Below are 15,096 nucleotides of genomic sequence, written 5' to 3'. Positions count from 1 at the left end.
TATCCTTTTCTCATTCTAGGGTGAAAGATGGGGCTCGAACCCACGACCCTCGGAACCACAATCCGATGCTCTAACCAACTGAGCTACTCTCACCATATAAAAAAACCTTTCATTCTTCACAGACGCCTTGGTTCATAAAACCTTGTTTTATTCATAACAAGATTTTTATCTAAAAAACCACAATGGGTGAAAGATGGGGCTCGAACCCACGACCCTCGGAACCACAATCCGATGCTCTAACCAACTGAGCTACTCTCACCATATCCGCCTTTCAAAGGATTCCCCCTTTAAGACGGCGCAAAGATAGGTATAAATTCTGATTACACAAACCTTTTGCGAACTTTTTTATCCATCCACTTACTTATAGATCGCTTTCTTTCCCGCTAACAATGTGTTACGCATCAAAGAAATGATTGTCATAGGCCCTACGCCACCCGGAACCGGAGTGATATAGGAACATTTAGGAGCGACCTCGTTAAACAAGACATCTCCCGTTAACTTAAATCCGCTCTTGGTTACGCTGCTTGGCATACGGGTTGTTCCCACGTCAACGATCACGGCGCCTTCCTTCACCATATCCCCTTTCAAGAATTCAGGAACACCTAAAGCCACGATAATAATATCAGCAGACAGGCACATCTCCTTCAAGTTCTTAGAACGGCTATGGCATACGGTCACCGTACAATCGCCCGGATAAGATTTCTGCATCATCAAGGTAGCCATCGGCTTGCCGACAATATTGCTGCGTCCCAAAACCACGCAATGCTTTCCTTGCGTCTCGATATGATAACGTTTCAATAATTCCAAGATACCGGCAGGCGTAGCCGATACGAAACAAGGTAAACCGATAGACATACGTCCCACGTTAATCGGATGGAAACCGTCCACGTCTTTACGATAATCGATCGCCTCGATCACCTTCTGCTCGGATATATGTTTCGGAAGCGGAAGCTGTACGATAAAACCATCCACATCCGGATCATTATTTAACTCATCGACCTTACGAAGCAATTCTTCCTCCGTAACATCCTCCTCAAAGCGAATTAAGGTAGACTTAAAACCAATCTCCTGACAAGTCTTGACTTTACTAGCCACATAAGTCTCGCTACCACCGTCATGGCCCACCAAAATAGCGGCCAAGTGAGGGATCTTACCTCCGGCAGCCTTGATCTGGGCTACCTCCTCAGCCATCTCCTTCTTCATCTGAGCGGAAACGGCCTTACCATCCAGCAATTGATAATGTTGTTCTTCCATATTATTGATTGTCTCCTGTTAATTAACGTCTGAATGAGGGCTTCATCGAAGGTAGCTTCATCTTCCCCGACTTCGCGGAAGTAAGCATACGCATCATCTTACGGGTCTCATCAAATTGCTTGATCAGCTTGTTCACCTCCTGGATGCTCGTACCGCTACCTTTAGCGATACGCTGACGGCGTGAGCCATTCAAGATAGCCGGGTTGCTGCGCTCATCCGGAGTCATCGAATAAATGATAGCCTCGATACTCTTGAACGCGTTATCATCGATATCCACATCTTTCAATGCCTTTCCTACACCCGGGATCATGGATGCCAACTCTTTCAAGTTACCCATCTTCTTGATCTGTTGGATCTGGGAGATAAAGTCGTTAAAATCGAACTGGTTCTTAGCGATCTTCTTCTGCAAACGTTTCGCTTCTTCCTCGTCATATTGCTCTTGCGCACGTTCCACCAAAGACACGATATCACCCATGCCTAAGATTCGATCCGCCATACGTTCAGGGTGGAAAATATCCAAGGCATCCATCTTCTCGCCCGTACCGACAAACTTAATCGGCTTATCAACAACCGTACGGATCGACAAAGCGGCACCACCACGGGTATCACCATCCAACTTCGTAAGTACGACGCCGTCGAAGTTCAGCCGCTCATTAAATTCCCTCGCGGTATTCACGGCATCCTGACCCGTCATGGCATCTACCACGAACAAGGTCTCATCCGGCTGGATAGCGCTCTTGATAGCGGCGATCTCGTTCATCATCTGCTCATCGATAGCCAAACGACCGGCGGTATCCACGATCACGACGTCATTGCCTTTAGCCCGTGCCTCGCGGATAGCGTTCATAGCGATCTCCACCGGATTCTTATTCTCCAATTCCATGTATACCGGAACACCTACCTGCTCTCCGACTACACGCAACTGCTCGATAGCTGCCGGACGATACACGTCGCAAGCGGCTAATAATGGTTTCTTATTTTTCTTGGTCTTTAATAAAGACGCTAGTTTACCAGTGAAAGTAGTCTTACCCGAACCTTGCAAACCGGACATCAATATAATGGCGGGATTTCCCTGCAAATTCACGTCGACTGCCGTACCTCCCATCAAGCTGGCCAACTCATCGTGAACAATCTTAACCATCAACTGACTAGGCTTAACCGATGTAAGCACGTTCTGTCCTAAAGCCTTCTCTTTTACCGTATCCGTAAAACTCTTGGCAACCTTATAATTGACGTCGGCATCCAACAACGCTTTACGCACATCCTTCAATGTTTCCGCCACATTGATCTCGGTAATCTTGCCTTCGCCCTTCAACAGTTTAAACGATCTGTCTAACCTTTCGCTTAAGTTCTCAAACATAATTCGTATGTGTATTTATATTATTTTCTACTGGATTAAGGGGCAAAGGTACGAAAAAGAGATGAGTATGCGATGAAAGCGATCTCGAAATTCTTCACTTCTCAACGTTTTAGTATACGGATCGAATTAAGAACCGCCAGCAAAGATACGCCTACATCCGCGAAAACAGCTTCCCAAAGCGTGGCAAAACCGAAGGCTCCCGCCACAAGGACTATCACCTTCACGCCAATAGATCCCACGATATTCTGACGGACGATATTCCGGGTAGCACGTCCGATAGAAATAGCTTCCGCTACTTTAGAGGGCTGGTCCGTTTGGATAACCACGTCCGCGCTCTCGATGGCCGCATCCGATCCCAATCCACCCATCGCAATACCGACATCACTTAAAGCCAGTACCGGCGCATCGTTCATCCCATCGCCCACAAAGGCAACCGACTTATCCGGCTCCGCCGTTAATCGCTCTATATAAGCGGCTTTATCCTCCGGCAGCAGATTACCATACGCTTTATCGACACCCAAACGCTCAGCGAATTGATTCACGATCTCTTGCTTATCCCCGGACAACAAGCAAATATCTTTAACATCCAGATCCTTTAACCGACGAATCGCATCCACGGCATCCTTCTTCAAGGTATCCGAAAGGAGAAGATGCCCCGCATATTTCCCATCGATCGCACAAACCACCACGGTAGAAACACTATCGGATAATTCCTTCGGGACAGGAATATCACGTTCGGCCAATAAACGGATGTTACCGACAAGCACCTGCCGACCGTTCACGATAGCCTCGGCACCATGCCCTGCCAATTCCCGCATGTCAGTGATTTCCATCGGCACGCTATCTTGTTTTTCCGCATAGCGAACTACAGCCTGCGCTACCGGATGGGTACTTTTCCGCTCTACTGATAACAAAACACTCAAAAGATCAGAAGCCGGGATACCCGTGCTTTCCACCGTTGTGACCTCAAAACACCCGGTAGTCAATGTACCGGTCTTATCGAACGCTACCGTATTTACCCGTGTGATCGCATCTAAATAATTACCACCCTTAAATAATATCCCGGCACGAGAAGCGGCGCCTATACCACCGAAATATCCGAGCGGAACACTTATAACCAAGGCACAAGGACAAGAAATAACCAAGAAAACCAATCCCCTATATAACCAATCCGAGAAAACATACTGGAAAGAAGGCGTCACCATCCCTACCAAAGCAGGAACCGACACGATTAGAAACGACAGAAGAATCACGATTGGGGTATAAATCCGTGCGAAACGCCGAATAAACAATTCCGCCGGCGCTTTCCGCTCCGAGGCATCTTTCACCAAAGCCAAAATACGGGCCAAGGCACTTTGCTCGTACGGCCGATTCACTTGTATACGTACCGCCTGCCCCTGCACGATCATTCCGGCAAGCACCTCCTCACCCTCACGGATAGAACGAGGCATACTTTCCCCGGTTAATGCCGAGGTATCGAACTGTACCTCGGCTTCCAATAAAACGCCATCCAAAGGCACACGTCCGCCGGGCTTCACCTCGATCCGCTCGCCTACTTTCACATCCTTCGGAGATACATTCATATATGTACCCGTCCGCCATACATCCGTTCGTTCCGGCCGGACATCTAATAAGTCACTGATATTCTTCGAGGCTTTATTCACGGCTAGAAGTTGCAACCTCTCTCCTACCGTATAGAAAAGCATCACGGCTACGGCCTCGGGATACTCCCCAATACAAAACGCCCCGATCGAGGCGATCGCCATTAACGAGAACTCACTAAAAAAGTCTTTCCGCAAAGCAGCTTCCCAAGCTTCTCGCATAACAGGAAGTCCTACCGGCAAAAAAGCGACCAGAAACCAAATGGCCTCTATCCAAGACTCAGCAAACCAACTTATCCCCGAGTACTTCCCGATAAGTCCTATCACCAACAAAACGAAAGAAACCGTCGGCATCCATAAACCGGAACTTCCGTGCGAATGGCAATGTTCGCATCCACATGTTGTACTCATAATCTTATCTATTTTAATTATTTACTTCTTGATTACGGTACAAAGGTAAGAGAAGGGAGTTGCAACTTGATTGCAAATTATCAGGGTTTCTGGGAACGTCGCTTATTACACAATGGGCAAACACCCTTTACCGTATAATTAATGGTATCCATTATATATCCTTCCGGCAATTGAGCGACCGGGATCTTGATATTATTCAAACAAGAGGTTTTACGGCATACCTCGCAGAAAAAATGAATATGCCTATCACCCACTGGGCATGTCTCCGAACGGCTCTGGCATATCTCATATTTTATAGAGCCACTACCATCTTCGAAAGAATGGATCGCATGATGTTCCAATAACAAGGCCAATGAACGGGAAATGGTCGATTTATCCAACGTCTCCAACTCCGCCTCCAATTCGAACAGGGAAGCCGGGCTGGTTCGTTCTGATAATTTTTGCAAGACAAGGATCCGTGCGGCAGTAGGCCGTACTCCTTTTCCTACCAACATATCTTCACATTGCTTCGTGGACATGAGTTACCTTTCTTATTTGATTACAATACAAAAATACGAACAATTTCCCAATATTCACAGTTCAAAAAAACACGTACATGTTTTTCAGAATTCACGTACGTGTTTTCGAAAAAAGACGTACGTGTTTTTTCCCCCTCATATACTTATATTCTTTTATTTTGCCAAGAGGCTTTCTTTAAATAGATTACGCTAGCGACGAGCAATCCACTATAGTAAATAGCCTCTGTCAAGAAGCATACGGCTACCGGCAAACGCAAACGCATCCCTGCGACATATACAAAAAGCACATACAGAATCAATACCGCCGCTTCCATAAAAAGCGCAGAACGTGTATTTCCCGTACCCGACACCCCGTTGAACGCCACATTAGCTACCGATCCGATCAATAAAGAACCGACAATCACGTAGACGGATGGAACCGAGGCCGCCACTAATGAAGCGTCATTCGTATAAACAGACACGACCCATCCCGGCATCAAACTGACAATAGCGGCAAACACGACCATAATGCCCAACGATAACTTACAGATCTTCCAGATAGTCGGTATAACTTGATTGATCGCTCCCGCCCCGATACTATTACTCACGAACGTGTTTGTCGTGGTCGCCAAGGAATTAACGGGAATCAACATCACGACGTAAATACTACGTACGATATTCGCCACCGCCAACTCCCGTTGCCCCAAATGCTCCACAGCGATAAAGAACATAAACCAAGTAGCGATAGACAAGAAATATTGCAGCATCGTGAACACGGAAATATCCAGCACCCGTTTCAACAAGCCAAAATCGAAAGAACGAATCTGGTTAAGCGCATATTTACGTATATCTACGGTAAGTCTCGTGTAAACCACGAAAAAGAGAATCGATACCGCCTCGGCTATGACGGAAGCGATAGCCGCCCCTTGAATACCCATCTTTGGAAATCCGGCATGTCCGAAAATCAAAAGATAATCCAGTAAGACATTCGTCATTGCCATCAAGACAGCGTTCAATGTCAACACCTTTGTACGAGTAATACCAATAAAAAGAGCCCGGAACATCACGTTCACGAAAGAGAAGAAGAAGCCAAACACACGCCAATCCAAAAATTCCTCCGTGGCATTCAAGATAGCGTCCGAAGAAATCAATACACGCATCACGTCTCCCGCGAAAAAACGAGAAAACAAGAACAATATAGCAGCCAGCGACAATAGGAAGAAAACGCCTTGTATCATGACAGGCCCTATCTGGTCATAACGTCCCTCTCCATTTCTACGGCCAATCACGATTTGAGATCCCGTACTAAAACCGAAGGCAATCGTAAAAGCGCAGATATAATAAAGTCCTCCCATAGCGGAAGCCCCCAACTCGACTTCACCAACCCTACCTAGAAAAGCCGTATCAGTCACGTTTATCACGTTTTGCGCCAACAAGCTCAAAAAGATCGGGTAGCTAACATTCCATATATTCCTGTTCGTGTACATAACTCGCTTATTACTTAAATTTATGAAGATAAAAAAAGCCCGCCGCATCCCGACGAGCTTTTCTTATGATTAGAGATCTCTACAAAGCCTAGCGTCTGCTATATCAACTTATTTGTCGCCGTATCGGGAAATACCACGGAAGGCTTGAATGTTTTCGCCTCCTCGAAATCCATCATGGCATACGACATAACGATAATAATATCTCCGGGTTGAGCCTTACGGGCAGCCGCTCCGTTCAAGCAAACCACTCCCGAGCCACGTTCGCCCTTGATAATATACGTCTCAAAACGTTCTCCGTTATTATTATTCACGATCGAGACCTTCTCGTTCGCGATCAAATTAGCGGCGTCCAACAAATCCTCGTCGATAGTGATGCTACCGATATAGTTTAAGTTAGCTTCCGTTACCGTTACCCGGTGAATTTTTGACTTTACTACCTCTATAAACATGTATGACTTATAATTAGTATTTGATATTGTCGATCAAACGTACCTCTCCGCAATATACCGTGATGCAACCTACCGGATAATCGGTATCCGACCAGTTCTTGATAGACTCTAACGTATTGCCATCTACGATCTCGTAGTACTCAACTTCCATGACAGGATCGCTATTAATCGTATTGACAACATAGTCAATCACTTCTTGTACGCTTTTTCCGGGCACAAAGGTAGTACTTTCTTTTAACGTACGAGCAATTAACGGAGCTTTTTGACGTTGTTCCGGTGTCAAACGGGTATTCCGGCTACTCAAGGCCAAGCCATCGCCTTCACGAACGATCGGACAAGCATTGATCGTTACAGGGATATTCAATTGTTTCACCATCGCCCGGATCACAGCGATCTGCTGGAAGTCCTTTTCTCCGAAATAAGCGTTATCCGGCTCCACGATATAGAACAATTTACTTACCACCTGCGCTACACCGTTAAAATGCCCCGGACGCTTAGCGCCTTCCATTACCTCAGATACCGTTCCCAAATCAAACGTACGGGTATCTGGCTCCGGATACATCTCTTCTACAGAGGGAGCGAATACATAGTCACAGCCGGCAGATTCTAATAACACACAATCAGCCTCCAACGTACGGGGATACGTTTCCAAGTCGTGTTTGTCATTAAATTGGGTTGGATTTACAAAAACACTGACTACACATACATCATTGTTTTTCACGCAATGTTGTACCAAGCTAAGATGTCCATTATGCAGTGCTCCCATGGTAGGAACAAAGCCAATTTTCTTATTATCCTGCTTTGCCTCAGCAAGATAAGCCTTCAAATCTTTAATACTATTTACTATTTTCATCAGATAGATGCTTAATTGACGGTGCAAAGCAACTAAATAATTACCGTAAATAAAAGATTTTTCGTATCTTTGTAGCGTCTTTATAAAACTAGTTTACAGAATGGATGCAAAAAAAATCTTGTTTATAGCCCAAGAAATCACTCCCTACCTTCCCGAATCCGAGATCGCGACAATATGTAGAAATTTGCCGCAAGGAATTCAGGAGCGTGGTCGCGAAATCAGGACATTCATGCCAAAATTCGGAAATATCAACGAGCGCCGCAATCAGTTGCACGAGGTTATCCGTCTGTCTGGTATGAATCTTATTATTGACGACACGGACCATCCTCTGATCATTAAGGTAGCATCCATTCAATCGGCCCGGATGCAGGTTTACTTTATTGACAACGAGGATTTCTTCCAACGGAAATCCACGGTCAGCGATGAGAATGGAAATGAGTATGAAGATAATGACGATCGTTCGATCTTCTATGTACGCGGAGTATTGGAAACCGTAAAAAAATTGCGTTGGATTCCTGATGTAATCCATTGCCATGGCTGGATGTCAGCGTTAACGGCTCTTTACATCAAGAGAATGTATGCCGATGACCCGTGCCTGCGTAACGCAAAAATCGTTTATTCGATCTACAACGATGACTTCAAGAACCCGCTAAACAAAGATTTCGCGACAAAACTGAAGGCGGACGGAGCCAAAGAAGCTGACTTGAAGTTAATCAAGGCAGATACAAGTTTTGTGGCCTTAACCAAATTAGCGATTGATTTCGCTGATGGTGTAATCCAAGGTAGCGAGACGATCAATCAAGAAGTCCTTGATTATATCTCTGCCAAGAAAGATACTCCTTTCCTTCCCTATCAGTCACCGGAAACTTATATGGACGAGTTCAATAAGTTCTACGACGTGGTATTGGATTCTAACACGAAATAATAAATGTAGTAATGAAAATCAAGCTTTTAATACTTGGACTTGGCCTTGGTGCTAGCATTTTGGCCGGGTGTAATGATGATTTTAGTTCGATAGGAACAAGTATTCAGCCAGGCGACGATACAATTGCGGTATATATGGACACGTTCCAGATACAAGCCACTACGGTGCAATTAGATTCTATTTACGCAAGGTCTACTAGCGCCCAGTTGGGTGAACTCTACGATCCGCTGTATGGTAACCTTGTATCGGATTATATGTGCCAATTCTATTGTCCGAGTGATTTTCAATTTGCGCATACACCTTATGAGGGAAAAATTGATTCGGTGGAATTCAATATATATTATAATGGTTCCAATAGAAACGGTGTATGGGTAGGAGACTCCTTGGCGCCTATGCGTGCGGAGATCTTTAAAATTACAAGTCCATTACAAAAGAATTTTTATACAAATATTGACCCTAAGCAATATTGCAATATGCAAGAGTCAATGGGTGCTCAAGCTTATACAGCTTATAACACAAGTATATCCGACTCCCTTAGAAACTCTGATGGTTACAGCCCTCATGTAAGCATTAAAATGCCTACTGAGTTCGGACAAAAATTTTATGATGAAACGATTAATAATCCGGGTACATTCAAGAATCAAGAAACTTTCAATGAGTTTTTCCCGGGGCTTTATGTAACAACTACCTTCGGTAGTGGTAATATATTGTCCGTGGCTAGCTCTGTCCTTAAGATATATTATAATTATGCGGTTAAAAGCACAGCAGGAAAAGACTCTTTAATAACCACGTGGGAAGCTTTCTCCGTCACTAAAGAGGTTATTCAGCTAAGTCGTTTCAAAAATACGGATATGAGTCAATTGCTACAACCGAACGACAGCTATGCATTCTTTAAGACTCCTGCCGGCGTTTGTACACGCATTGTTCTTCCGACAAAGGAAATCACTCCGATCATGAAAGAGCGTATCGTGAATAATTTACCACTCGAGTTAAAAGCGATGCCGCAAGAAGATTGGCAATATGCATTGGCTCCTCCTCCTTATCTATTAATATTGCCAGAGGATTCGGTAAAAAGTTTCTTTGAGGGCAACCAGATAAACAATAATGTAACCTCGTTTTTATCGGAAGCTTACAATGAGACGACTCGCACTTACTCTTTCCCGAATCTCGCCAATTTATTGAAATATCAGATAGAGAAAGATCCGGATAAAGATATGGCGTTACTTATCATACCGGTTGATTGGACTTATACCCAAAGTAACAATTATGGTAGCGTACAAACAATCACAACCGCAATCACGAACTATTTGGCCCCTTCAGGAGTAAAAATACGGAAAGATGAAGAAGTAATGAAAATCGGTATCACTTCATGTAAATATGCCAGATAATAAAAAGTATTCATACAAAAAAAGCGAGAAGAAGAACATCTCGCTTTTTTTATGCACTGTTCCAAAGCAAAAAATAACGGGCCCCCTAAAGGACCCGTCACTCTCCAAAAATAGTCTAGTCAAATCAATTAACGACTTATTTCTTCGCCGCCTTCTTTTTTAATTTATCTAATTCTTTCTGTAGACTCTCGATCTCCTCTCCTTGATTCTTAATCGTAGAAAGCAATGAATTCAATTCCTCATTCTCTATGTTTTCCGGGAATTCCGCATTCACACGAACAATGAAATCGGAAAGAACATTCATATAGTTATTAAATGCGTCATACGGATTATCGTAAGGGCTAAAGCCTCCCTGTCCCATATGCTTTGTACTCATATAATAGAAATGGTCACTGCTCTGCAGATAGTACCAGTCCTGACGGATACGACGAGTCTGAGACAAACGAACACGCTCACCGATCTCGTTAATCTTACGGAATGCTTCCTGCTGCAATACATTTCCTAACCAAGAACTACAATCTCTCTCCTCATCTACCCAAGAGATCGGATAAGGAACGGAGATAGAATCTACCGGCTTGATCAATGTAAATACTTCCGATGGAGTAGAGAAACTAATACCCTTATCTGCGGCAAAGCGAGGCAAAGCCTTGAAGAACTCAAAAATACCGGTTGAAGCTGGATGCAAAGATCCCAGCACCTCATAATTCATAAACAAATTAATGATTTGCTCTGAATCCGGAGTAGCAGCGATCCATGACATATACTTATCGGCTGTCAAAGGATACTCATTCCAACTATAATCACTGAAACGGTTCGATAAATCCTCGCTGAAACGGTCATTCTTCAATAATAAACTCAACTTCGGAGCTACGCAAGAAGAATACATATAGTTCGGACTCTTCCAACCTAAGATATGCTTAGCACCCTCCGTCAACATCCCCTTATAGCCCATCTCAGAAACCATAGCGGAAATATCATCCGAGTAAATCAACTCCGTATTACGGAACACTTTCGGTTTAACCCCGAATAAAGTCTTGATCTTATCTTCTTGTTTCTTTACTTGATGCTTGAACTCCTCCGGATCTCCCAAGGAAGAAAGAGAATGAGCATAAGTCTCAGACAAGAATTCCACATTCCCCGTAGCCGCCAATTCCTTAAAGCTATCGATCACTTCCGGAGTATAAATCTCCATCTGCTCCAACGCTACGCCGGAAATAGAGAACGCTACCTTAAACTTACCACCACTGGTCTTAATCATCTCCAAAATAGTCCGGTTTGCCGGCAAGTAACATTGTTCAGCTATACGATGGATAATCTCCTCATTCTGGAAATCATCGTAATAGTAATGGTCGTTACCTATATCGAAGAAGCGATATCTTTTTAAACGGAACGGCTGATGTATTTGAAAATAAAAGCAGATCGTTTTCATAATATTGTTTGTTTTATTTTTGTCTTGTCGTTAATTTATTTGTTACCTATCACATTGTCGTAAATACGACGAACCTTTTGTCCGGCATATTCCCATTTGATATTATCCACCTCTTTCTTACCTTCCACTTTCAAGAACTCATGCATGGCAGGATAAGTAATAATAGAATACATGGCATCCGCTAACGCCTCAATATCCCAATAATCCACCTTAATCGCATAATCCAAGATCTCGGCGCAACCGGATTGTTTAGAAATGATAGAGGGTACACCACATTGCATGGCTTCCAACGGAGAGATACCAAAAGGCTCAGAAACCGAAGGCATCACATATACGTCACTGGCTTTCAACACCTCATAGACCTGCTTGCCCTTCATAAATCCGGTAAAGTGGAAACGATCTGAAATATTACGTGCTGCGGCCAAACGAATCATTTGATCCATCATATCACCACTACCAGCCATCACGAAACGTGCATAAGGAGCCTTAGCCAAAACCTTTGCGGCAGCCTCAACGAAATATTCCGGCCCTTTCTGCATCGTGATACGACCTAAGAATGTAATAACCTTATCCTTTACACCCTTTTTATCTGGGATCGCTAAAATCTCAGGACTTAAAGGCTCTACGGCATTATGTACGGTCGTTACTTTAGCGGGATCTTGATGATATTTCTCGATCACCGTCTGACGAGTCAAATTACTCACCGTTATGATATGGTCTGCATTGTCCATACCATTCTTCTCAATCGCATAGACATCCGGATTCACATTACCGCGACTACGATCGTAATCCGTAGCATGAACATGGATGACCAAAGGCTTACCACTCACATTTTTAGCGTGAATACCCGCCGGATAAGTTAACCAGTCGTGCGCATGGATGATATCATACTCTTCCGTACGAGCGATCACGCCCGCTACGATCGAATAGTTATTAATCTCTTCCAGCAAGTTATCCGGATAACGTCCGGAGAGCTCAAGGCAACCTAAATCATTCACATGGCGATAACTGAAATCCGCATAAATATGATCCCGATACTTATAATACTGATCAGCGTTCATTCCCGCTTTGGAAACCCGTTGCTGCACATATTCACGGTCAACATCCTTCCAAACAATCGGAACTTGGTTGACACCCACTATCTTTAGAAAGCTCTGGTCTTCATCGCCCCAGGGCTTCGGTATACAAAAAGTAATATCCATATCGGGCTGCATTGCCATGCCTCGTGTCAAACCGAAACTGGCCGTTCCTAAACCGCCCAAGATATGAGGAGGAAATTCCCATCCAAACATTAATGCTTTCATAATGGTACTTAGTTTTATTCGGCGTTATACTTCTTCAACAAATCCACAACACGGAGGATAGCCGCAACATTCATCGCAAAAGAGACAGCTCCACGTCCGGTAAACGGTGGGTTACCATCAAACAATTCCGGGATCGTCCCGATACAGTGTAATGACATCTCCTCCTCCAAGCTTATCAACATACGTTCAGCAAAAGCAACGCCACTCTTTCCGAATACACGCAAATAAGCTTCCAAATAGGTGCCTAACAACCACGGCCAAGCAGTACCTTGGTGATAAGCCAAATCACGTTCATATTGCGGCCCTACATAATACGGGCGATATCCTTCGCTCTTCGGACTCAAGGAACGCAAACCCTTCGGGGTAAGCAACTCTTTCGTCACGATATCCACCACGGCACGTTTCTGCATCCTCGTCAATGGGGAATAAGGCAATGCCACAGCGAAAATCATATTAGGCCGTACGCTCCAATCTACCGTAGAACCATTCACGGAATCGAACAAATAATTATACCCGTTCACAAAGGTTTCCGGGAACGATTTATCCATCGACTTGATAATCGGATCAATACCCTCGACAGGTACTCCCCCCATCAATTCCGTATAGAAACAAAGAGCATTATACCAAAGAGCGTTAAATTCCACTATATAACCGGAACGAGTTACGACAGGTTTTCCGTTTACGGTAGAATTCATCCAAGTAATCGCCTTATCTTTTCCATTAGCGAAAAGTAAACCATTCTCCATCAATTTCATATCGGGATGTTTCTGGTCCCGTATATAATCGATAACTTCTTTCACGAAATCGCCGTATAGCTCACGTGCCTTTTCAACGCCCTCATGTTTAGCATACTGTTGGATCGCCCAGATCGCCCATAAAAAGACATCCGGATGCTCGATCTCACGAATCACCGCATCGAAACGCCCATTCTCCATATACGCCCGCATCGCCGGCATCGCCGTATGCATGATCTTCTCAAAACGAACCGGATCATCGATAGACAACGTACTACCCGGAAGAGCTACGAACAAATCTCTCGCACGTACTTTAAACCATGGATAGCCCGCTAATAGATAAGCGTCGTCTTCCTTGGGACGAAAATAAAATTGCTGAGCGGAATTCTTCAAGCAATTGAAGAAGCTAGTACGAGGCGTACGAGCTACGACCTCATTCTCATACAGTGCCTTCAAGCGGGTAGTTGCCACTGCACTATCGCCAGCGCTGAAAATAATAGTCTCACCTTTTTTGATAGGGACCTCGAAATATCCGGGAACATACAAATCCTCCTGATAAGGATATCCCCTCTCTTGTTCTTTCGGATACTCGATGCCATTGTACCAATACGGCTCATACACAAATTTAACTTTCTTGTTAAATTGCATATACAGTTCCGGATAACCGGGATACATACATGTCTTGATTCCGTTTGTGACTTCCTCGTAAGATTGGTTCACGTTACCATTGGCTTGCGTTAAGTTCTTCACGCTACGGAAAGCGAGGAAAGGACGGAAACGTAAGGTCGTAGCGGAATGAGCATCTTCCAACGTGTACTTAATCATGATACGATTCTCGTACATGGAAAACACTTTCTCTTTCGAGAAGATCACACCTCCTACGCGGTAAAGCGTACGAGGTACTGTCTCTGAGCTATACTCGCGGATGTACTTATGTCCCTTGGGGCTGAAATTATCGCCTGCATATTTATGCAACCCAAGATTAAATTCGGCACCATGTTGAATTACCGTCTCATCAAAAGAAGACAGTAACACATGGTTGTCATCATCAATCGCAGGCACAGGCATAACGAGTAGTCCGTGGTATTTCCTGGTATTACAATCAACAACAGTAGTGCAGTGATAGGCTCCCAAACGGTTGGTTCGAAGCACCTCACGAGTCAGCGACTCTTCCAGGTTTATCATTACTGTTTTGTCAAATTTAAGATAACTCATATGTGTATTTGGGTTTTAAGTTACTTTCTTTAATATCAAAATGAAATTATTTTCGTTTCTGAGAATCAAAAGTATTATTTAATAACTAAAAAAACAAACTGTCTTTTATATTTATTTAGAAAAAAAGGCATCCTTCTTCTACGATAAACTTATAGATCAAGACTTTAAAAAGAAAGGTGCTCTAAAGGA

Annotated in this window: 12 protein-coding genes and 2 tRNA genes; 2 read left to right on the top strand and 12 right to left on the bottom strand. The window is 44.0% G+C overall.

What is annotated here, in order from left to right; genetic code table 11:
• Positions 1–19 precede the first annotated feature (19 nt).
• The 9 genes from BHV83_RS00845 to panC all read right to left on the bottom strand — a co-directional run bounded on the left by BHV83_RS00845 (position 20) and on the right by panC (position 7,912).
• Positions 20–93 (bottom strand) — tRNA-His (locus tag BHV83_RS00845).
• Positions 94–185: 92 nt separating this feature from the next.
• Positions 186–259, bottom strand: a tRNA-His gene (locus BHV83_RS00840).
• Positions 260–357: 98 nt separating this feature from the next.
• Entirely contained in the window at positions 358–1,254 is an 897-nt protein-coding gene (gene folD / locus BHV83_RS00835; RefSeq protein ID WP_005865864.1) for a bifunctional methylenetetrahydrofolate dehydrogenase/methenyltetrahydrofolate cyclohydrolase FolD, read from the bottom strand.
• A gap of 22 nt (positions 1,255–1,276) precedes the next feature.
• Positions 1,277–2,614 carry a signal recognition particle protein gene (gene ffh, locus BHV83_RS00830; RefSeq protein WP_005861632.1) on the bottom strand — a complete coding sequence of 446 codons (1,338 nt, stop codon included), beginning with the start codon at positions 2,612–2,614 and terminating at the stop codon, positions 1,277–1,279.
• A gap of 101 nt (positions 2,615–2,715) precedes the next feature.
• Complete coding sequence (locus tag BHV83_RS00825; RefSeq protein WP_286755421.1) at positions 2,716–4,626, bottom strand: heavy metal translocating P-type ATPase; 1,911 nt, start codon at positions 4,624–4,626, stop codon at positions 2,716–2,718.
• A gap of 80 nt (positions 4,627–4,706) precedes the next feature.
• Positions 4,707–5,144, bottom strand: a complete 438-nt coding sequence (locus BHV83_RS00820; protein ID WP_008774104.1) for a Fur family transcriptional regulator — start codon at positions 5,142–5,144, stop codon at positions 4,707–4,709.
• Between the two features lie 143 nt (positions 5,145–5,287).
• Positions 5,288–6,610, bottom strand: coding sequence for an MATE family efflux transporter (locus BHV83_RS00815; protein WP_008774105.1), 1,323 nt, complete (start codon positions 6,608–6,610; stop codon positions 5,288–5,290).
• 98 nt (positions 6,611–6,708) lie between these two features.
• Positions 6,709–7,059, bottom strand: a complete 351-nt coding sequence (gene panD, locus BHV83_RS00810; protein WP_005861624.1) for an aspartate 1-decarboxylase — start codon at positions 7,057–7,059, stop codon at positions 6,709–6,711.
• 13 nt (positions 7,060–7,072) lie between these two features.
• A complete protein-coding gene (panC, locus tag BHV83_RS00805) occupies positions 7,073–7,912 on the bottom strand; it encodes a pantoate--beta-alanine ligase (RefSeq protein ID WP_005861622.1) in 840 nt (279 codons plus the stop codon).
• Positions 7,913–8,012: 100 nt separating this feature from the next.
• Between panC and BHV83_RS00800 the strand changes: the two genes are divergently transcribed.
• Together BHV83_RS00800 and BHV83_RS00795 are read left to right on the top strand one after the other, a co-directional pair.
• Entirely contained in the window at positions 8,013–8,837 is an 825-nt protein-coding gene (locus BHV83_RS00800; protein WP_005865855.1) for a glycogen/starch synthase, read from the top strand.
• 11 nt (positions 8,838–8,848) lie between these two features.
• Positions 8,849–10,225 (top strand): DUF4270 domain-containing protein, encoded by a 1,377-nt coding sequence (locus BHV83_RS00795; RefSeq protein WP_121961625.1) that lies wholly within the window; start codon positions 8,849–8,851, stop codon positions 10,223–10,225.
• A 136-nt stretch (positions 10,226–10,361) separates the two neighbouring features.
• On the opposite strand, the gene BHV83_RS00790 is transcribed toward BHV83_RS00795, so the two are convergent.
• The 3 genes from BHV83_RS00790 to BHV83_RS00780 are packed head-to-tail and all read right to left on the bottom strand — an operon-like array spanning position 10,362 to position 14,907.
• Positions 10,362–11,654, bottom strand: coding sequence for a glycoside hydrolase family 57 protein (locus tag BHV83_RS00790; RefSeq protein WP_005861616.1), 1,293 nt, complete (start codon positions 11,652–11,654; stop codon positions 10,362–10,364).
• Positions 11,655–11,689: 35 nt separating this feature from the next.
• A complete protein-coding gene (locus tag BHV83_RS00785; RefSeq protein ID WP_286755410.1) occupies positions 11,690–12,958 on the bottom strand; it encodes a glycosyltransferase in 1,269 nt (422 codons plus the stop codon).
• Positions 12,959–12,972: 14 nt separating this feature from the next.
• Complete coding sequence (locus tag BHV83_RS00780; RefSeq protein ID WP_286755408.1) at positions 12,973–14,907, bottom strand: glycogen debranching enzyme N-terminal domain-containing protein; 1,935 nt, start codon at positions 14,905–14,907, stop codon at positions 12,973–12,975.
• Positions 14,908–15,096 lie beyond the last annotated feature (189 nt).

The sequence above is a fragment of the Parabacteroides sp. merdae-related_45_40 genome (assembly GCF_001915675.1).
This window is presented reverse-complemented; position numbering and strand designations above follow the sequence as displayed.

Excerpts from the sequence above, each read along its gene's own strand:
- folD (WP_005865864.1), bottom strand. The coding sequence starts at position 1,254 with ATGGAAGAACAACATTATCAATTGCTGGATGGTAAGGCCGTTTCCGCT.
- ffh (WP_005861632.1), bottom strand. The coding sequence starts at position 2,614 with ATGTTTGAGAACTTAAGCGAAAGGTTAGACAGATCGTTTAAACTGTTG.
- BHV83_RS00825 (WP_286755421.1), bottom strand. The coding sequence starts at position 4,626 with ATGAGTACAACATGTGGATGCGAACATTGCCATTCGCACGGAAGTTCC.
- BHV83_RS00820 (WP_008774104.1), bottom strand. The coding sequence starts at position 5,144 with ATGTCCACGAAGCAATGTGAAGATATGTTGGTAGGAAAAGGAGTACGG.
- BHV83_RS00815 (WP_008774105.1), bottom strand. The coding sequence starts at position 6,610 with ATGTACACGAACAGGAATATATGGAATGTTAGCTACCCGATCTTTTTG.
- panD (WP_005861624.1), bottom strand. The coding sequence starts at position 7,059 with ATGTTTATAGAGGTAGTAAAGTCAAAAATTCACCGGGTAACGGTAACG.
- panC (WP_005861622.1), bottom strand. The coding sequence starts at position 7,912 with ATGAAAATAGTAAATAGTATTAAAGATTTGAAGGCTTATCTTGCTGAG.
- BHV83_RS00800 (WP_005865855.1), top strand. The coding sequence starts at position 8,013 with ATGGATGCAAAAAAAATCTTGTTTATAGCCCAAGAAATCACTCCCTAC.
- BHV83_RS00795 (WP_121961625.1), top strand. The coding sequence starts at position 8,849 with ATGAAAATCAAGCTTTTAATACTTGGACTTGGCCTTGGTGCTAGCATT.
- BHV83_RS00790 (WP_005861616.1), bottom strand. The coding sequence starts at position 11,654 with ATGAAAACGATCTGCTTTTATTTTCAAATACATCAGCCGTTCCGTTTA.
- BHV83_RS00785 (WP_286755410.1), bottom strand. The coding sequence starts at position 12,958 with ATGAAAGCATTAATGTTTGGATGGGAATTTCCTCCTCATATCTTGGGC.
- BHV83_RS00780 (WP_286755408.1), bottom strand. The coding sequence starts at position 14,907 with ATGAGTTATCTTAAATTTGACAAAACAGTAATGATAAACCTGGAAGAG.